This window comes from Photorhabdus laumondii subsp. laumondii (assembly GCF_003343245.1).
Lineage (GTDB): Bacteria > Pseudomonadota > Gammaproteobacteria > Enterobacterales > Enterobacteriaceae > Photorhabdus > Photorhabdus laumondii.
This window is the reverse complement of record NZ_CP024901.1, coordinates 1,781,946-1,805,478: the sequence shown is the minus strand read 5'-3', so window position 1 is coordinate 1,805,478 and position 23,533 is coordinate 1,781,946. Positions and strand designations below refer to the sequence as shown.

Below are 23,533 nucleotides of genomic sequence, written 5' to 3'. Positions count from 1 at the left end.
GAATTAGCATGTTTTATCGTCTTTACACTCTGATTATTAAAGAATTGCAATCTCTACTCAGAGATCCGCAAACACGGGCTATCTTAGTTATGCCGGTTATCTTCCAGATGATCTTATTTCCTTTATCCGCAACCCTTGATGTGACTAATGCAACTATTGCTATTTTTGATGAAGACAAAGGCAAAGCCTCTATTGAACTCACCCAACGGTTGGCAAAATCAAAAGCATTTCCTGACGTGCTATTACTGAACCATTCACAAGAAATACAACCGGTAATCGATCACCAAAAAGCCTTATTACTGGTACGGTTCCCACAAGATTTCAGTGCTAAAATTGCCAGTCATGACCCGGTTTCCCTCCAAGTATTGCTGGATGGGCGCAACTCTAACAGCGCTCAAATTGCCGCGGGCTATATCCAAGAAATTGTCCTTAACTATCAACAGGAGCTGATGGGTAACCTGCCGAAAGCCAATAATAGCGAGTTGGTGATCCGCAACTGGTATAACCCTAACTTGGATTATAAATGGTTTGTCGTGCCCTCTTTGGTGGCACTGATTACTACGGTTGGGATATTAACAGTCACGGCACTGTCAATTGCGCGCGAAAGGGAACAGGGAACGCTGGATCAATTACTCGTTTCACCCATGACCACCTGGCAGATTTTCATTGGCAAAGCCGTTCCTGCGGTGATTGTCGCTACCTTTCAAGCAACTTTAGTGCTCGCCATTGGCATATTCTGCTATCAAATTCCCTTTTCTGGTTCACTGGCGCTGTTTTACTGCGCTATGCTGATCTACAGTTTATCGCTAGTGGGATTTGGCCTGTTAATCTCTTCCCTTTGCTACACTCAGCAACAGGCGTTTATTGGCGTATTTGTCTTTATCATGCCCGCTATCTTAATCTCCGGTTATATTTCTCCGGTTGAAAATATGCCCGGATGGTTACAAGACATCACCTGGATTAATCCTATCTGGCACTTTAACGACATCACCAAGCAAATTTATCTCAAAGATGCCGATTTCACGGTTATCTGGAGAAGTCTATGGCCTCTTTTAGCCATTACTGCCACAACCGGTAATCTTGCCTATTGGTTATTTAGACGGAAGATTGCTTAAGTCAAAGAATAGAAATGAAATATATAACCTACCACCAAAATATCGGTGGTAGACACCTGTAAGCCTACGAAAAGTCAGCGTATTTTTATACAGATATTAACCAATTGAGCCAATTGGGCTGATATTAAGGAGAAACCAGACTTTAGCTTATACCCGTCATCTTTCAAGTTGCCTCTTTGTTGGCTGCACTCGCTCACTCCGGTCACATAGTTTGCTATGCTCCCGGGGATTCACTCCCTTGCCGCCGCGATCCATCTTGAAATCCATAGGGTATACATGACAATGATCATTTCTCAGATTTTTTATTAACTTTATAAAACAGAAATAGTAAAAATGATGATAACACTATTATCGTTAAAGGCAGAATATAAGATTCTTTATATGAAAAAAGACCGGTTATACCACCAACAAACGCGGCTATGATTTGATGAATAAAACCAATTAATGCCATCACAGAAGAACCTGTTACAGGTGTTTTATCTGAGGCAATAGATAAACTGATCGGGTAGTTTATCGCTTGTCCAAGAACAACTAAGAAATAAGCACTATATAGTATTATCTCCAGAATGCCCCCCACAATACTCCCAACAAACATAACCACACCACCAATAAGAATTAAAATTATTCCTATTTTCATGAGATTAGCTCTACCGCAATATACTATGTATCGATTTAAAATTATCGCTCCAAGTAAATAAGACATACTGATTGGAATGCCTATAATACCATATTGGCTTTCCGACCAACCAAAATTAAACTTAAAAATCAATGGAGCCATAATATTGAATGATATAATTGCACCATAGCCAATTCCACCAATGAAAACCGCATATATATAATATTTATTTTTTAACAAATTGATATATTTATATACTGAATTTTTTTCATTTTTACTATGATTATATTTTTTTGCTGATAACAACAGCATTGAGATTAATGCTCCAAAAGCCAAAACATAAAATATAGATTTCCATCCCAGAATAGTCAGTATAACAGAACCTATCGATTGCCCAATGCCCAAAGAAATGACAAATGCTATAGATAAGTAAGATAATGCTTTTGCCAACTCATCTCCTCTAAAATTATCACGCAAAATTGATCGGGCAATAACAGAAACTCCACCAGCGCCAACACCCTGAAAGAACCTAATTAAAATCAAAGAATAAATATTAGTTGATAGCGTCACACCAACACTACATGCAAATAATATAATAAGAGCAAAAAACATTGATTTCTTTCCCCCCCAAATATCACATATTCCGCCCCACACCAGCATTAATGAAGCCATTCCAATTAAGTATGATGAAAGCATCCATGAAGTATGGTTTATATTTAAGTGTAAATCTGACGCGATTTCAGGTACAGCAGGGAGATACATGGTCATACCAAGTTGGGCTATAAAAATGGATATACATGGTATTAATAATAAATTTTTTTTCATTTTTATTAACCGATAATTGTCTTGTACACTTGGAAAATAATTTTAATAAGAAGATTTAATATGGGGTATGAGATTTTTATCCCCTCCCCACAATAAAATTGTCTTCTTTACGCTACACTTATTAGGGAGTTTAAAGTGGCACTCTCTTGATATAAGGACTCTCTTAAGAAATCAGTAATTAAATAACAAAATCGTTTAATTAAATCACTATCCATATCAGCTCTGAGAGTCACTCTAATTGCAGCCCGCCCTTGAGGAACGACAGGGAAAAAAACTGACGATGTAAAAAAGCCATTTTCAGCTAGAAATGCAGCCGTTTTATTTGCCAACGAAGCATCACCACATTGAATTAATCGTATTGCAGTCGAACTGCCAAATTGATCTGTAGTTATTAAACTGTCAAATAATTGTATATTTTTTTTCAATTTTTCCTGAAGCTCTTTAAGCTCAGGCTTGTAATGTATCCTAATTGAAGCTCTTCCAGCTCCTATTGCCGCTGAATTTAAGCTCTGAGACCAATTACTCGGGCCACCATAGCGATGAATGAGTTTCTTTTGATTACGACTACCCAACATGACTAAACCACCACTGGCTGCAAATGATTTAGCCAAAGAAGCAACGATAATGGAGTCCTCATCCAGCTCCTTAATATGTGACCTTACATATCCACAGCCTTTATCTCCTATAGCAGATAAAGCATGTGAATCATCCAAGTAGGTGAATAACCCATATCGCTCTTTTAAATACATTATTGAATTTATGTCAGCAACACCTCCCATACTATATACACCATCTGCTACATAAACCACTTTCTTATGTATTTTACATATATCTTCAAGATAACCCATATCGTTATGTGGGGCTGTTATCACCTCTGTTTCATCAGCACATGATGGTTTTAAATGATTCATAGAATAATGAGAATATTTGTCAAATACCATCACAGGGTTTACGTTTCCAGTGAAAACACCCGATGCAAGCAAAGGCAATATACCTGAACTTGCAGAACTACATGATAATGTACTTAAACATTCGGCATTAAATAACGCTGACAATTCCCGTTCATAATCTTCTAAGATGGAAAGTTTACACCTATTCTTCGAGTTAGGTATACGAAGTGACCCAGTTTCTTTTATCGCGTCTATAGCACCATTTAATATATCTTTATGATAATCCAGACCAAGATATGATGTAGTACAGAAATGATGAAACTCTCGGCCATATTGGTCTGTCATATAATTTATACCAGATACCTTTACATCTAAACCTGATATCTTATTATTTTCTGCATTTTCCCAATCACTTTCTGAGATGTTAATAATTTTCTTGTAATTTATAAATTTATTATTGTTCATATAATAAACCCCATTGAATTCTCTTGTAAGAATATCGTGAATCATGGCTCCTATATAATAAACCTTCCCTTTGTAGCAATTTATATTACCATGAATCAAAAATCAATTAATCATAAATAATTTATATAAAATCCATATTAACCATTATAATTACACTACTTATTTAATAATAACAAAACATTATTATATTTGAAGTAATAATGTCTCAGTAAATAACCTGAGATTTGCTTAAGAAGGGAATTAAGCGCCTGAGACACGATCAAAGCTTTTGCTAAAGAAAACAAAATAGTGGAGATCCTCAGGCATGTCTAAAATTGCTTATACATTCCAACCTAAAAAAACCGAGCTTGAATTTACGGGATTGTGATATCGATATTTTTAAACAAAGCTGAGGTTAAATATGAATTACGTGGAGTTAATCCGCATTCAAGACATGCTTCATAGATATTTCTCACCATCAACTGTTAAACCAATTTAAAAGAATCACTCGGTATGCAAAATAACCATACCTGTTATTCAGATATTATTAATTCCATAAATACTTTTTTAATATAAGCGCCAGCACAATTCATAAAAATATATACCCGTCATCTTTCAAGTTGCTTCTTTGTTGGCTGCACTCTCTCACCCCGGTCACATCGTTATCTATGCTCCTGGGGATTCGCTCCCTTGCCGCCGCGATCCATCTTGAAATCCATAGGGTATAATTGTGAATTTTTAGATCAATAAAGCAATATAATTCTTTGTTATTAGAAAATAAGCCTAAAACTCAGTGTAGCTAAAGTTACTTTAGCTACACTGAAAATATCAATTAACGGCGATCGCCAAAAATACGCAATAACATCAAGAACATATTGATGAAGTCTAAATACAGCGTCAATGCACCAACAATAGAAAATTTACGCAAATTCTCTTTGTCATTCACATCCAAATCTTCACCCATCTCTTTCAGCTTCTGAGTGTCGTAAGCGGTTAAGCCCGCAAAAATAACGACACCAATGTAGGTTACCGCCCACGTCAACGCTTCACTCTTTAACCATAAGTTAATCAGAGAAGCCAAAATGATGCCGATCAGCCCCATAAATAAGAAGCTACCAAGGCCACTCAGGCTACGTTTGGTGGTATAGCCATAAAAACTCAGCGCACCAAACATCCCGGCCGTCACGACAAAAGTGCTCGCAACGGAGCCAATAGTATAGATAACGAAAATACTGGAAAGCGTCAGGCCGGTCAGAGCTGAATAGAGCATAAACAACCCTGTGGCTAACGAAGCTCCTATGCGGTTAATCATGCCAGAGAGGACGAAAACCAACCCAAACTGAGCAATAATCAACCCATAAAATAGTATTGAATTTGAGAAAATATATAAAACAACATTCTGATTTTGTGACACATACCAAGCCACAAACGCGGTTAACAACAGACCACAAGTCATCCAACCATAAACCTGGGCCATATAAGTTTGTAGGCCGGTTCCAGCTTGCTGGATTATCGAACCATTAGAGCGTGGATATCGATCCATGAAGCTTACCTTTTATAACGATATTAAAGACCTAGGTTGTTCAGTACCAACAACCCACTCAAGTTTTATACATTATCATAGAATATAAACAAAACAATTCACTATTCAATAATTACTCATATAGTAATCCTTTTATTCAATCCTTTTTCGAAGCGTTTCGCAGAATTTAACCAATACTTTCATTACCAGCGTTTCACGGCTTCCTGATCGCTCTCTCGGGATTCAACCCAACGTTCACCATCAGGCAAGAACTCCTTTTTCCAGAAAGGTGCCTGCGTTTTCAAAAAATCCATAATAAATTCAGCCGCTTCAAAAGCCATATGACGATGAGCACCGGTCACACCCACAAACACGATCTCATCACCCGGATACAATGTACCAACCCGATGGACAACACTGATTCGCTGCAACGGCCAGCGACTGCGTGCTTCGGTGACAATACGCCGTAATGTTTTTTCCGTCATTCCCGGATAGTGTTCCAATCTCAGCGCCCCGACATTATCTCCCAAATTATGATTGCGGACTTTGCCGGTGAAAGTGACAATAGCACCATCTTCATCACATTGAGCAAGCCATTGATATTCATCCCCTAGCTTGAAATTCTTCGGCCCAACGAAAATGCGGGTGTTTTCCATTTATTATCCCCCAGTCACCGGCGGGAAAAAGGCCACTTCATCGCCATCCTGTAATCGGTGCCCGCCATGAACCAGAGATTGGTTTACCGCTGACAACAATTTTCCATTTTCCAATGCCAAAGCCCAACGTTCTCCCTTTGATATTAACGCCATTCTCAAACTGTCAACGGTTGTGTAACGATTATCGAGATCCAGTGAATCAGTACCTACCAGCTCACGTACCTGAGCAAAAAACAGGACTTTAATCATTGCTCCACCTTAAAATGGCCTAATTTACCACCGATTTTCTCCAGTAAACGCACTGGCCCAATGACCATATCTTTCTGTACCGCTTTACACATATCGTAAATTGTCAAAGCCGCGACTGACGCCGCTGTCAGGGCCTCCATTTCAACACCGGTTTTCCCAGTCAGACGACAACAGGATTCAATTCTGACCCGGTTATATTTTGTCTGAGCTTCCAACTGGACTTCTACTTTAGTGAGCAGTAATGGATGACACAGCGGAATTAATTCCCATGTGCGCTTGGCTGCTTGGATACCCGCAATCCTCGCGGTGGCAAATACATCACCTTTGTGATGGCGACCTTCAATAATCATCGCCAGTGTTTCCGGCTTCATTCCAACAAACGCTTCTGCCCGTGCCTCGCGTGATGTTTCAGCTTTAGCAGAAACATCAACCATATGCGCTTCACCGGTAGAATTGATGTGGGTTAATTGAGACATTCTCAGCTCCTGAAAAAACAACAATATCCAGACGGTAAATTAACCGCCGATGACGGAAAGATTTGGCGTGATACCGCTGTCACCTTGATGAAGAAAATGGGTTTCCCGTTTATGCCGCAATCCATCCTGAATACGCAATTTCAGATCATCGAGTTGTTTTTCACTCGCCAATAAGTCACGCAGTGGTATCCCCTGTTCACCAAACAGGCATAAATGAAGATGACCTATTGAAGAAACACGTAATCGATTACAACTCTGACAAAAATTTTTCTCATAAGGCATAATTAAACCCACTTCTCCCTGATAATCAGGATGGCTAAAAACCTGTGCAGGGCCATCACTGCGTGAACGTTGAAGCAAATGCCAGCCATCGAGCAGCAGGCGTTCCCGGATAATTTCCCCCGAAATGTGGTATTGGCGAAACATTTCACCACCGTCACCCGTTTCCATCAATTCGATAAATCTTAGTTGAATCGGACGATCTTTTATCCAATGCAGGAAAGCCGACAGGCTGATATCGTTAACATTTTTCATCAGCACCACGTTGACTTTCACTTTACTAAAACCCACCGCAAATGCTGCATCAATACCACGCATCACCTGAAAAAATTTGTCCTGCCCGGTAATCGCATGAAATTGGCGGGGATCAAGCGAATCCATACTGACATTCACTGCGGTTAAACCCGCCTCTTTCCACTTAGCAATATCTCGCTCCATTCGATAACCGTTAGTGGTTACCGCGAGGGTTTTAATCAACTTATTTTCACGTATGACGGAAATAATATCGGTGAAATCGCGGCGCATGGTCGGTTCACCCCCCGTCAAACGGATTTTCTCGGTACCCAGATCGGCAAATGCCCGGCCAACAAGACGGATTTCGGGTAATGTCAAAAAGGAGTGATGTCCACGGGGTTTATAACCATCCGGCAAACAATAAGTGCACCGAAAATTACATACATCGGTGATTGATAGCCGCAAATAGTAAAATTTGCGGGCAAAAGCATCTGTGAGTTGTTTCACCATAACACCTTTCCAAACATGGGAGACGTGGGCATTTCTGCCTCACATCCTGGTGACTCAGTGGTCACGGCCAAAACATCATATCGCTGTGTAAAAAGTGACTTAGATGCAGAGGCTAGGAGTTAATTCCATAGGGTATATGATTTAATGTAAAACGACCTTCTGTGATATGGATTTTAGCGCTTAACAAAGAAAAATGCGAATACCTACTTTCGTTATATAATTGAATATATACCTTATGGATTTCAAGATGCATCGCGACAGCAAGGGAGCAAATCCAAGGACAATTTCTATTTGTGATCAGTTAAAACATTGTACCCAATCATAACGTTTGTTCGGTTAATCGTGTTTTATAATAAATTACGCTAAAATTATTCAGCGAATATATGCTCAGTCAGTAATAGGAATTCTATGCGAAACCGCACATTAGCCGATTTAGATCGGGTAGTTGCCTTAGGCGGAGGTCATGGCCTTGGACGCGTTATGTCCTCTCTTTCATCACTAGGCTCTCGCCTAACAGGCATTGTCACCACGACAGATAATGGCGGCTCAACCGGCAGGATCCGGCGTTCAGAAGGTGGTATTGCCTGGGGTGATACCCGCAATTGTTTAAATCAGCTTATTACCGAACCCAGTGTCGCGTCGGCAATGTTCGAATACCGTTTCAGTGGCAATGGCGAACTGGCAGGGCATAATCTGGGGAATCTGATGCTTAAAGCGTTAGATCATCTAAGTGTCAGACCCCTTGAGGCAATTAATTTAATCCGCAGTTTGTTGAAAGTTAATGCTCATCTTATTCCAATGTCTGAGCAGCCCGTTGACCTGATGGCGATAGATGATCAAGGCAACACCATTTATGGCGAAGTTAATGTTGATCAATTGAATTGTATTCCTCAGGAGTTGATGCTTTATCCACCTGCGGCCGCAACAAAAGAGGCATTGGATGCTATCACTCAAGCAGATCTGATTATTATCGGCCCTGGCAGCTTCTTCACCAGTCTGATGCCATTGCTTCTGCTTGAAGATCTCACCCAAGCACTGCGCCGTAGCAACGCCAATATGATTTATATCGGTAACCTTGGCAAAGAACTCAGTGCCGCGGCCGCTGAACTGACACTGAAAGATAAGCTGGAAATAATGGAAAACAAAATTGGCAGCCGGATAATTGATGCGGTAATTGTTGGCCCGTGCACAAATATCAGCGAGCTTAACGACCGGATTATTACTCAGCAAATACTCGAAGCACAGGATGTTCCCTATCGCCACGACCGTGAATTATTGCATCAGGCGTTAGAGAATACCCTGCAAAACCTTGGGTGACGTTCCCTCCGTAAAGAAGGTACCGCAAAAGCTCTCCTTTATCAGCTAAGATTGAGGCTCCCATTCCAAACGCGGTTCCTTCATGACGACATTTACGACAACTGATGCTTTCCATTCACACCGGATGTCAGAAAAATCTACCCAAAATTGCGGTTTATTTATCATGCGGAGAAAGAGCGGCATTTTCTGCCTTACGTAGCATCCAGAGACTGGAGTTCCAATAACAGGCAATAAATCTCTGCGGGTTTATTTTCAATGCTGGCCTTTTGCGACACCCTCGCATTAGGCCAGGATTTACGAGGCAATTGTTAAAAAAAGCCTTTTTTATCTATCAGCGTGGTTTTAAAAGCGGGTAAAAAGTCCGATGTCATGCTGACATTGGAAGAGAAAACGTAACTTGAAAGATGACGGGTATATCGGTAAATCAGTAATACTGCCCTTCACTTATTTTATATTTACTTAACCAACCATGACTATTTAAAAACACAAACAGGGAGAGGTTAAATACTTCATTCAACAGACTGATTTAACACAATGAATCAAATTTTTCAGTAGCGTGATTAATGACATTTAATCGAAATTTACTAATCATTAACCGAGAGTTGAAAAGCAATAATAACGTGAAATAACATCAATAGAATAAACTGACATTTAAGTATTTTCTCACTATCATTTTACGAAGCAATCAATAAAAATGCGATTAAAGAAGAGATAAAACGATTAATTTAGCTGAATTTAAGCACTAAAAAGGATTTATCCTAAAAAAACATTAATGGTATCTCTATACTAAATAACTTTTCATAATTATAATACACTCACTCTTTTTATTCTCTGCTATTCCTGTAGGGACATGAATTTAAAAACGTTTTCACTTTCTCAAGCAATTGCCACATATACTGACAGCCATGATTTCGTGTCACCGTTTCATGTAAGGATTGCCACAGACGCTCAATTTTATTCAGCCAGGGTGAATAAACAGGTAAAAACAACAGATTAAATTTAGGATGACAAGCCAGCCAATCTCTGACCCGTCGGCTTTTATGGATACTGTAATTATCCAAAATCAAAGTGAGGGTTTCAGCATGACAATACTGGCGTTCAAGTTCTTCCAATACATTGATAAATAACTGAGAATTCTTATTTAACCCGTCAGCATAAGTCACTTTTCCCGTTTGAACATTCAGGCAACCTGCAAAATAATGTTTTTGGTTTTTTCCTGGTGTCACTATACGTTTCTGTTGCCCTTTTAAATACCAGTCAGCCCCGATTTTTGGATTCAGCTCGATGTCGACTTCATCTTCATAAAAAACGGGATGTTTTTCTGAACACGTTGACAATGCCTCGGTAATTTTCGCCATTTTTTCATGGTACTCGGGATCGGGTAATTTAAGCGTCGGGGCTGCCCTTCGCCACACGATACCCATTTTATGTAAGTAACGATAGAAGGTACTGATGGATAATTTTATGTTTAATAATTCATTGATTTTAATTATAAAAAACTCAAGACTCCAGCGAGAACGCAGGCAGCCCAATTGCTGGGGAGAATATTGCAATAAAAAAGACAGTAAAGGATAAAGCGGGATTAAATTCCAGACAGCGGGTCTGCCCACAGGCAGGCTTTTGAGTCCTTCCAGACCATATAAAGTCAACCAGTTTATCCAGCGATAGACAGAAGAACGACTGGCGCAAAGGGTTTTGGCGACCAGAGAGACAGACTCGCCTCGATGCAGCATCAATATGGCCATGAGCCTGCGAGCATAATCTTTATCTCGGGTGTTCTGGATAATTTTTTTCATCTGGCGTCGTTCATTGCGGGGTATAGGTGCTATGATAGGCATAACTCAGTCCGTTTAGTGGTTTGGGATTATCTACAATTGATCAGATTGCAAAAATTGGACTGAGTTCCCTCCAAGTGTTCTACTATTTTGAAAAGTTATTTAGAAAACTATTTATTAGTGATTTAATAAAGAAAAAACAAAGGGTGATGTTCTATAAAAACCCACAGAATTGTCAGTAAAACAATGTCGGTAAAACAGTGCCAGTAAAAATAAATCGGATATGATTAACGTTCGTTTAAACGTTAAACCACGATATATCATAATGTTTAAATTTAGCAAAAATCGAATATCCAAAAGATAAAAAAAGATTAAAACCAGATACCGATTAAAATCATAGGTTAAAAAAATAACTTTTAATCACAGTTTAAAACCTGCTCCGGTTTTATGGGTATTTCAATTAAAGGCTTTAGCATTTGATAGTTATGACCGTACCTTTAATCGACAAGCGCCGGTCGGGCAACCACAATTAACAAGATGCCCCTCCAGCGCGACAGGTATTCCTTGTATATTAAACAAGTTAGAACCTTCCGCAACAGCGCCAGTTTGTTTACAGGCGGGACAAAACACCGGGTCACCTTTACAGGCAACCGATAGTTGTTGATTTACCAAATCGGAACCCTTTAAAACCTCACCTCCGGTTGTTGTGGTATCACCTTTAAGGATAACTTTTTTACTTTCCACTACACTGCGCATTATTTACTCCGTTGTATTTTCCGTTTCTCGTATTAAATGCCATGCAGTTGTGCCCGGTTCTGCACCTTCAACATCAAAAGCCATCGCCCCCTGAGCAAAGAAGTACTGCTTGCCCGGCAGGCTCTCGGTTTGCCAGATCCCGCTGACCAGTGCCGGATGATCACCTCTCAACGGGGTTACATGCAGCGGTCCCCGGTCATAACGGGCATACCAGGCCAGGGTAGAAGTTGAATTAAAATGCCCTTCACCATAGAAGTGCAATGAATGGCCTTCACGAGGTATCACCCGTATCGGACGTATCAGTTGGTTAATGGCAAAATAACTCTCCGGGACACTGCCCGGGAGTGGCGTTAAGTCCGGGTATTGACCGGCCTGGATAATCAGGCCATCACGGTAAGAAGTAATCACCACATCCCGGTAGGGGCGCAGCACCTGACGTATCCAGAATTCTCCACCCAGTCGGTTTACAAAGCGTTTGGACAGCAGGGTGATCCAATTAATGCCACGGATGGAGTGTTCATACTGTAATACCGCAGTATGAACCGTAGAATTGACTTGCAGGGAGGGGTAACGTTGCGCTAGCTGGTACTCTAAAGGAAAGTAGTCATGGTAATCTCTGGGTAGGGCCAAGCTGTAGCCACAGTCACCACTGTCCGGTTCGAGTTGTTCACACAGAAAATCCAGCCAGGCCATAAAACGAGCCATGCCGTCTTGTTCTTTTAGATAATCCCAAGGCAGTGTCAGGCTTAGGTAAGAGCTATCATCGTCACCATCATCCTCATCAGAATCCAGATAACGCATCAGATAACGAGGGGCTTCATAGATATTTTTAGCATCACTGACTACCCAACTAGAGGGCTGATTCTTTTTCTGATTAAGAATGGCCTCTTCCACTTTGGCAATATTTTCCGGGGAATATTTTTTTAGTCCTTCCAGCTCATGACTGTGAAAACGCAGATGAGTACCAAATTCTTCGCGAAAGCGGCGGTAGCAGGCCAGAATGCGCTGTTTTTTCTCCTGAGTATAGCCTTGTTTAAAAAACAAGGTGATAGAAATCCCAAGACGAGAAACGGTCAGCCCATCGCCATTGAGGAAGGTAAACGCGGCCAGTTGTGATTTCAACTGGGCAAAGTCATCTACAGTTTCCATCATTTTCTCCGTAAGTGATGAGTCGGTGGATAATCTGTTATTCCCACATATTTGCCGCTTCCCGTATCAGATGCCAGATAGTTGTACCTGTCTCTGCACCTTCAACATCAAAAGCCATCGCCCCCTGAGCAAAGAAGTACTGCTTGCCCGGCAGGCTCTCGGTTTGCCAGATCCCGCTGACCAGTGCCGGATGATCACCTCTCAAAGGGGTTACATGCAGCGGTCCCCGGTCATAACGGGCATACCAAGCCAGTGTGGAAATATCATCAAAATGACCTTCTCCATAAAAATGCAGTGAATCACCTTCTCCCGGAACAAAACGTATCGGGCGTATCAACTGGTTAATGGCAAAATAACTCTCCGGGACACTACCCGGTAGTGGCGTTAAGTCAGGGTATTTGCCTGCGCGGATTATCAGACCATTGGAGTAAGAACTGATCACCACATCCGGGTAGCGTGCCAGCGTGCAGCGTATCCAATATTCTCCACCCAGTCGGTTTACAAATCGTTTGGACAGCAGGGTGATCCAATTCATGCTTCGTATGGAATGGGCATAATCGTCCAGTGTGGTGTGAACAGTGGAATTGACTTGCAGGGAAGGGTAGCGCAGGGCCAGTTGGTACTCCAGGGGAAAATAATCATAGTAGTCTTTGGGTAAGACCAGACAGTAACCACAATCTCCCCAGTCAGGTTCAAGCTGTTCACACAGAAAATCCAGCCAGGCCATAAAACGAGCCATGCCTTCTTGTTCTTTCAGGTAATCCCAGGGCAGCACTAGACTCAGGTAGGCGCTACTATCGTCACCATCATCCTCATCAGAATCCAGATAACGCATCAGATAACGAGGCGCTTCATCTTCGTTTTTAGCATCACTGACGACCCAACCACAAGGCTGATTTTTTTTCCTGGCGAGAATGCCTTCCTCTACCTTAATAATATTTTCCGGTGAATATTTGCTTAACCCTTTCAGTGAATGACTGTGAAAACGCAGATGAGTACCAAACTCTTCGCGAAAGCGGTGATAACAGGCCAGAATGCGCTGTTTTTTCTCCTGGGTATAACCCTGTTTAAAAAACAGGGTTATCGAGAGACCCAGGCGGGAAACAGTCAGTCCATCGCCATTGAGAAAAAGAAAAGAGGTCAGTTGTGATCTCAGTTGGGCAAAGTAATCTACAGTTTCCATATTTTCTCCGTTAATTATGAAGCGGTGGCAAATGTCACACTCGCCAATATTGCCAAGACGGTGGCCAATGCAGCGGCGCTTACCGCAGCAGCAGCGGCTAAAATTTCCACCAGTGCAATCAGCGCGGCAGCGACGGCAAGGGTGACAAGGATAACAATGGCAACACCGGCAATAATCACTACCATTTCCAGCATTCCTTCACCCACCTCTTTTAATATCTGCATCCAGCTAATGTTTTTTAGCTCTTCCAGGGTGATGTCCGAACCCTGTTGCACAGTCTGCCACCGGGCTTTTATCTCACTCTCCGTCCAGGTCACGATTTTTCCCGTTTGTGCACTGACCCAGGAAAACGCATAGCTGGCCTGATGGCTTATCGGGTCAATAATCTCTTCACACACCCACTTCCCAGCTTGATTTAACCATGCTCCAAATTGAGCAAGGAGTTCGCGGGTACTGTCGCGGATATAATCCAACCCTTGTTCTGTTAGGCCAGCCACCTCCTGCCCGAGGATAACCCAGTCTTCATAGCTGGGTAAAAAAGACCAGGGAGAAGTACTGACCAGCGGGAGTTTTTTTGTCAACGGCTGCGGAATAGTCCCCGGCATACCCTCTGCGGGAGGAGCGGGTAAAGCTTCATCATCAGGAGGCGAACCGGGCAGCAGCGGGGCCAGTGGGATCGGATTTTTATAGTGTTGGGAACTGGGCTGATAAAGTTTTCGCCATGCTTCATCATACTGCTTTTGCTCTTCTGTGCGGTTATCGTCGACACGCATCACCCCGAAGCGAGAGCGGGTCGCAATCCGGATATAATCTTTTTCTTGATCCTCACTAAGCTTATCCCCCGGAAATTTCACCTCAATCAACATTTTTAGGTTATCGGGGTGTACGGAGCCATCAAAGTAAGTAGCATTTCTACCTGGCCAACGGAGAACTTCGTCTTTAACCAAAATAATATCGGGCCGACGGATACGTTTAACACCAAATTTTTCTACATCGTCGGCAGAAGGCCGGGCAAATGGGTTACTGGATTGCGGTAAGTTATCACTATAACGCTGTTTAGAGGCCAGACTGGTCGCCAGCATGGGCAGAGGTACATCTTTAGGCCCTCGGATAGCAAACACCACTTCTGCTTTATAGGGCCACAGGAAGTCATGCTTAAGCTCCTCAACCTTAATCAACCCACTCATAATGACTTGATTAAGAAAGCGAATAGCGCCCAGTTTGGTGATAATCATTGCCGGCAGGCGCAGAGCGTATTCGGCTTTTCTCGCCAGATAACAGGGATCTTCATCGGCAGGAAAGACCCCTATTTCCATCGTACAGTTAATTGAGGTCACGGCCGGGCACATCTTGCCGCTGTTGGATATCGTCATACTTATTCCTCCATAAATTCCATCACATACTCTACCGGCGTGTTATCACCGACTTCGCATAAGGTTTTCTTCGGTTTCGGTGAGGCTTCCGGTGAACTCAGTTGCAGATTTTCTTCCGCCTCACTCTGTACAGTCACCGTTCTGCCCTGCGCATCGGTTTTACCGGAAAGGGTCTGACCGCCAGCAGTGGTAATGGTATAGCGGGTATGCGCCAGCGGCTTACCGCTCTGTTCACTGAGCAGGGTATAGCGGGCGGAGTAGTCAAACAGCGCACCGGCGGATTTCTTGCCGGTAATATGGTCAGTCATGGTGATGCTGACCCCTTCGATACGGATATTGCCCATCGGGTCAATAACTATCTGCCCGCCTGCGTTCCCAATGATGATTTGCCCGCTTTCAGAGTGCACCGTGATATGTTTACCCACGGTAATTTGCTGGTTATCGGCGACGTTTAATTGATGGCTTTTACCAATGGAAATGGCTTGCTGACCTTTAATAGTCACCGTTTGATTCTGACCGACTTCAAGCGTCTGGCCGCCCTGTACGGCTTCATCATCATCGTTTTTAATTATCGCCGTGCGGTTATGCGCCACTTCTGTTTGCTGGTCATGGCCTATCTGCGTGGTTTTATCCCGGAGAATCTGGCTATTCATATCCCGCTGAGCATGAATAAACACTTCCTCTCTTCCTTTGTTATCCTCAAAGCGCAGTTCATTAAATCCCTGCCCTCCAAGAGTCCGGGTTTTAAAAGTGGTACGGGTTTTCTCCCGCGGTAAATCAAGAGGCGGACGGTTGAGGCCGTTATAGGTACACCCCGTCACAATCGGACGGTCGATATCGCCGTTGAGATAGCTGACGATCACCTCCTGCCCGACGCGCGGTATCGCCATAAAACCGAAACCGTTGCCGTTCCAGCCTTGTGCCACCCGTACCCAACAAGACGCGTTGTCGTCCGCTTTATCGTAACGGTTCCAGTGGAAATGAATCCGTATCGCGCCGTGTTCGTTCACATAAATCTCTTCGCTTCCCACCCCGACCACCGTGGCAACTTCATCACCGTCCGCCAGGGGTTTGTAGCGGTAAGGGGGCCGCCAGTCCTGGTTTCCGGGAATAAAGGCGACCTCGTTGGTCAGTGTTGTCCCTTCGCCTCCGTCGTTTGACGCGACAGGTTGCCACCCATGATGCGTGACAGAGATCACCTGCCAGCGGGCGTTCATGGCCTCTATGGGATGGGATTGCAGGGTAAAAATTTTGCCCGGCCGAAGCCGGATACAATTGGTTTTGGCGGTGCCGACTTTGCTGTAGTTTCGTAACTGTTCCAGCCGCAGTTGGGTAAAAGGTTTTCCTTCCTCGTCCCACTGGAAACGCCCGTAACTTTCAAACACCGAATGGTGCCCGCTATCGTCGGATTGCTTCTGATGCTCAAGAGAATATTTGGGGTTAAGAAAGTTATGGTCTTTCTGGATCGTGCCATTCGAACACAGGTATTCGCCATAACTCCACTGGTACGCCGTGGTATCGGTCTCGTCCGTTTCAGGATGCGTATTGTAAGTCAGATCGATGTCCGCCTGCATGCCCAGGCGGCAATCACAGAACAACGTCTGTTCTTCCTCAAACCAGAAGATAATGCCCTCTTCCGCCGCCAGCCGGCACCAGAAATCATAGGCGGATTCGCGTTTTTGCGTGGTGTATTCCCGTTCGACATGGCGTTTATAGAGCGTATCGCGGGCAAAGAAAATATAATGCTCTTTAAGCAGGATCGTTAAGATTTCCGGTACAGACTTCCGATGGAAAATACGGCTATCCTGATTAAGCGTCATCAACCACATTTTGGGGCGGACAGTGAAAATATAAAAAGTGCTGCGGCCATCGGTATTACCCTGTTCAGCGCCGGTTATCATGCCATTAATGGTCCGTTCGGTGACGCCATTGCGGGTAATGGTCAGTGACGCGCTGTCCCCCAGCTGTTCATTCAGGGGAATGTCATCACGTGAGCTCACCACCTTTAACGTCAGGCGATAAAGCTGCGACAGTTCTTCCTGTAAAGTAAATTGCGCTACCTGAAAGGTGGTTTGGGGCAGTACGCCAATTCGGCAGGTGAAAACTAATCCATCCATATTTGAAACCCTACATAATTGAACCATTATCCTGCAACGGGGATAACGCAAGAGGCTATTAAGCGAGTCATTACATGCGGCTCTTTTAAATAGCGCCGGTCTGTTCCGTGGTAAAAAAATGACAGCGTAAAATAGCCATCATTTAATACGTGGCGTTAGAGAGAACAATAGACCGCTTCCAGCTAAGTAGGATGGAGTGGAGACAAATAACAGAGAATTTCGCTCTCTAAGTATTATGACCACAAGAGCACGATATTTATCAGATGAATATGAAAAGAATGTGATTAATGTCACATGAAATGGCTAATTAATCGCTATTAATTCCGATTTTTCATATTGAATTCTTTAATTAATACATCGCCTAATCGCTCCTTTTTCAATCGAAAAATTTAGGTTATACCCTATGGATTTCAAGATGCATCGCGGCGGCAAGGGAGAGAATCCCTGGGAGCATAGAGAACTATGTGACCAGGGTGAGTACAGCCAACAAAGAGGCAACTTGAAAGATGACGGGTATATATTGAAGTTCGATATTTAGCCTGTTATGGGTTGTCAGCCCCAATAACAGGCAATAAATCTCTGCGGGTTTATTTTCAATGCTGGCCTTTTGCGACATCCTCGCACTGGGCAAGGATTTACGGGACAATTGTTAAAAATTGGCAATAAATTGCTCACGCAATGCCTGAACCTGATCCCGAACACTAGCCGCCTGTTCGAATTCAAGATCCTGCGCATGCTGGTACATCTTCGCTTCCAGCTCGCGGATTTTGCTTTCCAGCTCTTTGGCAGACAGGTTGCTGAATGTTTCCGCTGTGGCAACCGCTTTACCTCTGCCCTTTCTTTTACCACCCGCTGGCTGCCCAATTTGCAGAATATCATTAATTTTCTTATTCAGACCTTTTGGAACAATACCGTGTTTTTCATTAAATATCTGCTGTTTAGCACGCCGGCGTTCCGTTTCACCAATAGCTTTTGCCATTGAATCAGTGATCTTATCGCCATAAAGGATCGCTTTACCATGCAGGTTACGGGCAGCACGCCCAATCGTCTGAATTAATGAACGTTCAGACCGCAAGAAACCTTCTTTATCCGCATCAAGAATAGCCACCAGAGAAACTTCTGGCATATCCAGCCCTTCCCTCAGCAAGTTAATTCCCACTAATACATCAAACTCACCTAAACGAAGATCCCGAATAATTTCCACACGTTCGACAGTATCGATATCCGAATGCAAATAGCGAACCCGCTCACCGTGTTCTTCCAAATACTCCGTTAAGTCCTCTGCCATTCGCTTAGTCAACGTGGTAACCAGCACCCGTTCATTTTTCACCGCCCGAATACGGATTTCAGACAGTAAGTCATCAACCTGTGTCGCTACAGGACGCACCTCCACTTCCGGATCAAGCAAACCAGTAGGACGCACCACCTGTTCCACCACATCGCCACTGGATTTTTCCAATTCATATTTGCCCGGCGTAGCCGAAATATAAATGGTCTGTGGAGCCAGTGCTTCAAATTCTTCAAACCGAAGTGGGCGATTATCCAGTGCAGAAGGCATACGGAAACCATATTCCACCAGCGTCTCTTTGCGAGAACGATCCCCTCGATACATCCCACCAATTTGCGGGATGGTAACGTGCGATTCATCCACTACCAGCAAACCATCAGCAGGGAGATAATCAAACAGTGTCGGCGGCGGTTCCCCTTCAGTGCGGCCAGAGAGGTAACGGGAATAATTTTCAATGCCGGAGCAATAACCCAATTCATTCATCATTTCCAAATCAAATTGAGTACGCTGCGTAATACGCTGTTCTTCCAGCAGCTTACCATTTGCCAGCAATACCTTACGCCGCTGCTCAAGCTCAATTTTAATCGCTTCCATTGCCTGAATAATACGCTCACGCGGAGTAACATAGTGGGTTTTCGGATAAACGGTGTATCGTGGAACATGATATTGAACCTGCCCTGTTAGCGGATCAAACAGTGATAACCGTTCTACTTCATCATCAAATAGTTCAACCCGCAGGGCATGCTCATCAGATTCAGCCGGAAAGATATCAATCACTTCACCACGAACCCTAAATGTCCCTCGCTGGAATGCCTGATCATTACGAGTATATTGCAATTCAGCTAAACGCCGCAGAATAGAGCGTTGATCAATCATCATACCGTTGGTCAGGTGGAGCATCATTTTCAGGTAACTATCAGGATCACCCAAACCATAAATAGCCGATACAGACGCAACGACAATCACATCTCGCCGCTCCAGCAAAGCTTTTGTCGCGGACAGGCGCATTTGCTCAATATGTTCGTTCACGGAAGCATCTTTTTCGATAAAAGTATCGGAACTCGGCACATAAGCTTCCGGCTGGTAATAATCGTAATAGGAAACAAAGTACTCTACGGAATTTTCTGGGAAAAAGTCCTTCATTTCGCTGTAAAGTTGAGCCGCCAGTGTCTTGTTCGGAGCAAGTACCATCGTTGGTCGGTTTAAATTAGCTATCACATTAGCGACAGTAAATGTCTTACCCGACCCCGTGACCCCTAGCAAAGTCTGGTGGGCAAGCCCATCTTCTAAGCCTTCTTGTAATTGACGGATGGCCTCTGGTTGATCACCCCCCGGTTGGAAGTCAGAATGTAATTTGAACACCTTACTCATCGGTATCTCACTTTCCTAACATTGATTCACATATAATACTGGATATAAAACCAGCTTCAAGTTGGTTTTATAAAAACGGACTCAAATAGGTCACTTCCCTATCAATTAAACATTCGTTGATATCAAAATAAATCCCATTTTATCCCCAAAATTATCTTGATTTTTCTATTTTCTATATGATTGGCTGAAAGGTGACAACATGGGACATCATCACAGGTCAGGCAGGTCTTGATTTTAGTTATCTTATTGATATTTAATACAATTAAAACAAAGACGAGAATAACATCAACCTTGACGAAAGCCGCGTACTTTCTTGCGTCGCGTAACTTTTCTAAGTCTAATACACAAGGTTATCCACAGGAATAGTGGATAACTCTACAAACCCTATTAACTGTACGAGGTTGCAACATCATGCCACAAAATAGGTATCCTCTACCGATAAAAATTTTTACTATTTTTTTAACCTTTATCTCAATACTTCCTCTCAAAAAAATGAATAAATTTGCTGAAAAAGTAAGAATTTTCTCATAGAAATTAAATATCAATAAATTATATTCGTTCAATATTACCCGCATTAAAGATAGATAATTGTCTATTTTTTCTGTAGACTGAGCGAAAAAAACTGTCTTTTCTGCACCAAACAACAGTAAACAATATGGATTAGATTAGAATTTTTATTCAATAAGAAGTAGCCAGTGAACAGTTTCCGTATGAAATCTGTTCTTCAAGAGGGGAGTCGTGTTTTACCTAAGCGGAAATAGGATGCTCTACTTTCAGCAATAGCAGGCTCAAGATCATCAATAGCATTTTTGACTATGCCGATATAAGCAATACCGATATAAACAATGCCGATATAAATTATACCGATAAATATTTACCCAAAAAAACTAGCTTAATTGGCGTGAGTAAAACCCGATTTTTAATTAGGACATTAATATATGTCCTTGATAAATTAATGAATTCACATCAACATATCCTCTATTTTACAAAATGAGCTCCATCGCGACCGCTCAAAAAAAATGATAGATACATAAATATCAAATCGACATAGCCTTCGTAAAACGTCCAATATTCTGCTGGCTATTTTCGATCGAAAAACTTACTTTGTATCTATCATTCACAATTTCAATCGATTGCTGTTCCAAAGCATCTTTATACTGCCATTTCCTGGTGTTTTAACCGTGTTATCATTTTATTAATTTACTAATTTCAGTCCTAATGTTTATTTAACTTCCTCTATTTTCTTGAATATTCCCTAGTGCTAAAAAAATAACCCACTTCCAAACTCGAAGGATAAAGTAGCTCTTCCCCGAGAGATTTATAATAAGAATAATATTTTGTTTGATGCTATCTGATAAACCAAAAACACATCAACACAACTTAACATTATTATAATAAAATCCATAAAGTCAACACAAAAATAAACATAAAGTTCAGTTTTGTGTAAACTTTATAATGAATTTCACTTAATTCCATGATTTAACTTTCGTTTTTAGAATATAAAGGTAAATCCATGAGCCTTTTCTGATATAGGATGTGCTAATATAGATAATCATAAAAATAAGATATTAAAAGTAAAATCAATAAATTATCACAATGGGTGGTTTTTTCACACTGGACAATACCATCAAGTAATATATAGTAATGCTGTTATCTTTATATAAAGGATTCTCATGAAAACGTCTAATGCACAGCGAAAAACAAATATCATTAAAAATATAGAATATTTGATACGTACCCGTGGAGAAACCAAGAGCTCTTTTTCCAATCGAACAGGATTGACCCGTACCACCATTTATAAAATCCTGGAAGGACAAGTCAATAACGTTCAACAATCTACTGTTCTTCGGATTTCCGATTTTTTCGGTGTCTCCTGTGAAGAAATAGAATATTATGACCTTGAACAATTAGAGCGCCTCAATGAAACACTTTCAACCGAAGGCAATAAAAATCCTTCGGCTATCCCTATCGTTCCCCAATCTGAATTTTTAGCCGTTTCTGAGAAAAAAATAGGTCAGCTTGTTACCGAGTATCCGCTGACCTATTTCTTTGGTGATGAATCAAACATGTTGGCTCTTAAAGTCGAATCGGCAATAGAAGATACATTCATACCCGGTGAGGTGATCATCATAAAACGTCCCCCCGCATTAGTCACCAATACGCCATTATTGTATTACGCTAAGGAAATTGGGTTCTTTATCCGGCAAGAGAAAAATGATGACAGCCTCGATAGGAAACCCTACAGAAATGCTCATTTTTTGGGCTATATTGTAGGAGAAAGACTATAAATGACAGCAAATCAAAAGTTTAAGTTACTGGGATTTTCAAGGTATGGTAAATTATCGGCAAATGTCATGGTGCTAGCGACAGGTAAGACCATTACTATGGGGTTAAAAGAGCTCGTTGACAGTGATATTTCAGAAGATCTGAGCAGACATGAGCTCAGTACGATATACCGGAAACTATACAGCCACAGTAATATCGTAACCGCTTATGAACTTGGGGACCGTCATGAACGTTCATGGCAAGCCTATTTACTCATTAGCATCGCACTCAGTGTTATCTATATTTTCTCTACCATATGTGGTGTGAAACCCATTCATATCCCGATCCTTAATATTGTCACGCCTCCTGGGGTTTTTATTTACCCTATAACTTTCTTACTGGTCGATATTCTAAACGAATTCTATGGATTACGTCTGGCAAGAAGAACGATTATTATCTCTTTTGCTGCGAACTTATTATTTGTTCTAGGGCTTTGGGGAACCGCACTGATGCCGGGTGTTCCTGGATGGGAATTTGGTGCGACTTATAATGGAATAGTGAATAGTATCGTATCTGTATTACTGGCATCATCTCTTGCTTATTTTATCTCTGAGAATATAAACTCGTATCTCCTCTGCAAAATAAAATCTCTCACAAACTCAAAGTATCTTTTCCTGCGAGTAATAACCAGTACTGTTATCGCTTCAGCATTCGACAGTATAATATTCTGTTCAATCGCTTTCTATGGTGTTCTCGGCATAGACATCATAAAAGAAATGATTATCGCCCAGTTCCTCATTAAAGTGGCTTATTCTATCCTGGGTGTAGGCCCTATTTATCTGGTAAGGAAGATATTCAGAAATTATATAAATCGACCAGAAGATACACCAGTGAATAAAAAACTCGCTGAAGTATAAATAGAGATAACGTTTTGTCAGAATAGAGAAAAGTCGTTGAAAAGTATCATTTTTATGCCGGAATGTTATTCCGGCATATTGTGCTAAAATAACCCTTTATATATCTATACCCTATGGATTTCAAAATGCATCGCGGCGGCAAGGGAGCAAATCCCCGGGAGCATAGAGAACTATGTGACCGGGGTGAGTGAGTGCAGCCAACAAAG

General features: G+C 42.0%; 18 protein-coding genes and 1 riboswitch. Of the genes, 4 read left to right on the top strand and 14 right to left on the bottom strand.

Translation table 11 applies throughout. The annotated features are described in order from the left end of the window. The first annotated feature begins 8 nt into the window (after positions 1–8). Positions 9–1,115, top strand: coding sequence for an ABC transporter permease (locus PluTT01m_RS07865; protein ID WP_011145807.1), 1,107 nt, complete (start codon positions 9–11; stop codon positions 1,113–1,115). Between the two features lie 286 nt (positions 1,116–1,401). Here the strand turns inward: PluTT01m_RS07865 and PluTT01m_RS07860 are convergent, their stop codons facing one another. From PluTT01m_RS07860 to moaA, 7 genes are all read right to left on the bottom strand, one after another. After that, complete coding sequence (locus tag PluTT01m_RS07860) at positions 1,402–2,556, bottom strand: MFS transporter (RefSeq protein WP_011145806.1); 1,155 nt, start codon at positions 2,554–2,556, stop codon at positions 1,402–1,404. 107 nt (positions 2,557–2,663) lie between these two features. After that, the gene (locus tag PluTT01m_RS07855) at positions 2,664–3,911 is read right to left on the bottom strand and encodes an 8-amino-7-oxononanoate synthase family protein (protein ID WP_049789825.1); all 1,248 of its coding nucleotides are present in this window, start codon (positions 3,909–3,911) and stop codon (positions 2,664–2,666) included. Between the two features lie 811 nt (positions 3,912–4,722). Further along, on the bottom strand, positions 4,723–5,433 hold the full coding sequence (locus tag PluTT01m_RS07850; RefSeq protein ID WP_011145804.1) for a Bax inhibitor-1/YccA family protein: 711 nt from the start codon (positions 5,431–5,433) through the stop codon (positions 4,723–4,725). Positions 5,434–5,615: 182 nt separating this feature from the next. Further along, on the bottom strand, positions 5,616–6,068 hold the full coding sequence (moaE, locus tag PluTT01m_RS07845; protein ID WP_011145803.1) for a molybdopterin synthase catalytic subunit MoaE: 453 nt from the start codon (positions 6,066–6,068) through the stop codon (positions 5,616–5,618). A 3-nt stretch (positions 6,069–6,071) separates the two neighbouring features. Further along, positions 6,072–6,317, bottom strand: a complete 246-nt coding sequence (gene moaD, locus PluTT01m_RS07840) for a molybdopterin synthase sulfur carrier subunit (protein WP_011145802.1) — start codon at positions 6,315–6,317, stop codon at positions 6,072–6,074. Beyond that, positions 6,314–6,793: a cyclic pyranopterin monophosphate synthase MoaC gene (moaC, locus tag PluTT01m_RS07835; protein WP_011145801.1), complete on the bottom strand. Its 480-nt coding sequence runs from the start codon at positions 6,791–6,793 to the stop codon at positions 6,314–6,316. The genes moaD and moaC overlap by 4 nt, the downstream gene beginning before the upstream one ends. A 39-nt stretch (positions 6,794–6,832) precedes the next feature. Continuing rightward, positions 6,833–7,816 (bottom strand): GTP 3',8-cyclase MoaA, encoded by a 984-nt coding sequence (gene moaA, locus PluTT01m_RS07830; RefSeq protein WP_011145800.1) that lies wholly within the window; start codon positions 7,814–7,816, stop codon positions 6,833–6,835. After that, a riboswitch (molybdenum cofactor riboswitch) is annotated at positions 7,803–7,947 on the bottom strand. Its footprint overlaps the gene before it by 14 nt. Before the next feature lie 277 nt (positions 7,948–8,224). Here moaA and yvcK point away from each other — a divergent pair. Beyond that, entirely contained in the window at positions 8,225–9,133 is a 909-nt protein-coding gene (gene yvcK / locus PluTT01m_RS07825) for a uridine diphosphate-N-acetylglucosamine-binding protein YvcK (protein ID WP_011145799.1), read from the top strand. Between the two features lie 824 nt (positions 9,134–9,957). Here yvcK and PluTT01m_RS07820 read toward each other — a convergent pair. From PluTT01m_RS07820 to uvrB, 7 genes are all read right to left on the bottom strand, one after another. Continuing rightward, entirely contained in the window at positions 9,958–10,971 is a 1,014-nt protein-coding gene (locus PluTT01m_RS07820) for an IS630-like element ISPlu10 family transposase (RefSeq protein ID WP_011144854.1), read from the bottom strand. 420 nt (positions 10,972–11,391) lie between these two features. Continuing rightward, positions 11,392–11,664, bottom strand: a complete 273-nt coding sequence (locus tag PluTT01m_RS07815; RefSeq protein WP_011145798.1) for a PAAR domain-containing protein — start codon at positions 11,662–11,664, stop codon at positions 11,392–11,394. A gap of 3 nt (positions 11,665–11,667) precedes the next feature. Continuing rightward, entirely contained in the window at positions 11,668–12,813 is a 1,146-nt protein-coding gene (locus PluTT01m_RS07810) for a DUF3396 domain-containing protein (protein WP_011145797.1), read from the bottom strand. 37 nt (positions 12,814–12,850) lie between these two features. Then, on the bottom strand, positions 12,851–13,996 hold the full coding sequence (locus PluTT01m_RS07805) for a DUF3396 domain-containing protein (RefSeq protein ID WP_011145796.1): 1,146 nt from the start codon (positions 13,994–13,996) through the stop codon (positions 12,851–12,853). 14 nt (positions 13,997–14,010) lie between these two features. Continuing rightward, positions 14,011–15,369: a VRR-NUC domain-containing protein gene (locus tag PluTT01m_RS07800; protein ID WP_011145795.1), complete on the bottom strand. Its 1,359-nt coding sequence runs from the start codon at positions 15,367–15,369 to the stop codon at positions 14,011–14,013. A 2-nt stretch (positions 15,370–15,371) separates the two neighbouring features. Continuing rightward, positions 15,372–17,486: a type VI secretion system Vgr family protein gene (locus PluTT01m_RS07795; protein WP_041380006.1), complete on the bottom strand. Its 2,115-nt coding sequence runs from the start codon at positions 17,484–17,486 to the stop codon at positions 15,372–15,374. Between the two features lie 649 nt (positions 17,487–18,135). Further along, positions 18,136–20,145, bottom strand: coding sequence for an excinuclease ABC subunit UvrB (uvrB, locus tag PluTT01m_RS07790; protein ID WP_011145793.1), 2,010 nt, complete (start codon positions 20,143–20,145; stop codon positions 18,136–18,138). 1,673 nt (positions 20,146–21,818) lie between these two features. Here uvrB and PluTT01m_RS07785 point away from each other — a divergent pair. After that, positions 21,819–22,433 carry a helix-turn-helix domain-containing protein gene (locus PluTT01m_RS07785; protein WP_011145792.1) on the top strand — a complete coding sequence of 205 codons (615 nt, stop codon included), beginning with the start codon at positions 21,819–21,821 and terminating at the stop codon, positions 22,431–22,433. Further along, entirely contained in the window at positions 22,434–23,327 is an 894-nt protein-coding gene (locus tag PluTT01m_RS07780; protein WP_011145791.1) for a queuosine precursor transporter, read from the top strand. The last annotated feature ends 206 nt before the right edge of the window (positions 23,328–23,533 follow it).

Bases quoted from the DNA above. Each gene is read 5' to 3' on its own strand.
- PluTT01m_RS07865 (WP_011145807.1), top strand. From the start codon at position 9: ATGTTTTATCGTCTTTACACTCTGATTATTAAAGAATTGCAATCTCTA.
- PluTT01m_RS07860 (WP_011145806.1), bottom strand. From the start codon at position 2,556: ATGAAAAAAAATTTATTATTAATACCATGTATATCCATTTTTATAGCC.
- PluTT01m_RS07855 (WP_049789825.1), bottom strand. From the start codon at position 3,911: ATGAACAATAATAAATTTATAAATTACAAGAAAATTATTAACATCTCA.
- PluTT01m_RS07850 (WP_011145804.1), bottom strand. From the start codon at position 5,433: ATGGATCGATATCCACGCTCTAATGGTTCGATAATCCAGCAAGCTGGA.
- moaE (WP_011145803.1), bottom strand. From the start codon at position 6,068: ATGGAAAACACCCGCATTTTCGTTGGGCCGAAGAATTTCAAGCTAGGG.
- moaD (WP_011145802.1), bottom strand. From the start codon at position 6,317: ATGATTAAAGTCCTGTTTTTTGCTCAGGTACGTGAGCTGGTAGGTACT.
- moaC (WP_011145801.1), bottom strand. From the start codon at position 6,793: ATGTCTCAATTAACCCACATCAATTCTACCGGTGAAGCGCATATGGTT.
- moaA (WP_011145800.1), bottom strand. From the start codon at position 7,816: ATGGTGAAACAACTCACAGATGCTTTTGCCCGCAAATTTTACTATTTG.
- yvcK (WP_011145799.1), top strand. From the start codon at position 8,225: ATGCGAAACCGCACATTAGCCGATTTAGATCGGGTAGTTGCCTTAGGC.
- PluTT01m_RS07820 (WP_011144854.1), bottom strand. From the start codon at position 10,971: ATGCCTATCATAGCACCTATACCCCGCAATGAACGACGCCAGATGAAA.
- PluTT01m_RS07815 (WP_011145798.1), bottom strand. From the start codon at position 11,664: ATGCGCAGTGTAGTGGAAAGTAAAAAAGTTATCCTTAAAGGTGATACC.
- PluTT01m_RS07810 (WP_011145797.1), bottom strand. From the start codon at position 12,813: ATGGAAACTGTAGATGACTTTGCCCAGTTGAAATCACAACTGGCCGCG.
- PluTT01m_RS07805 (WP_011145796.1), bottom strand. From the start codon at position 13,996: ATGGAAACTGTAGATTACTTTGCCCAACTGAGATCACAACTGACCTCT.
- PluTT01m_RS07800 (WP_011145795.1), bottom strand. From the start codon at position 15,369: ATGACGATATCCAACAGCGGCAAGATGTGCCCGGCCGTGACCTCAATT.
- PluTT01m_RS07795 (WP_041380006.1), bottom strand. From the start codon at position 17,486: ATGGATGGATTAGTTTTCACCTGCCGAATTGGCGTACTGCCCCAAACC.
- uvrB (WP_011145793.1), bottom strand. From the start codon at position 20,145: ATGAGTAAGGTGTTCAAATTACATTCTGACTTCCAACCGGGGGGTGAT.
- PluTT01m_RS07785 (WP_011145792.1), top strand. From the start codon at position 21,819: ATGAAAACGTCTAATGCACAGCGAAAAACAAATATCATTAAAAATATA.
- PluTT01m_RS07780 (WP_011145791.1), top strand. From the start codon at position 22,434: ATGACAGCAAATCAAAAGTTTAAGTTACTGGGATTTTCAAGGTATGGT.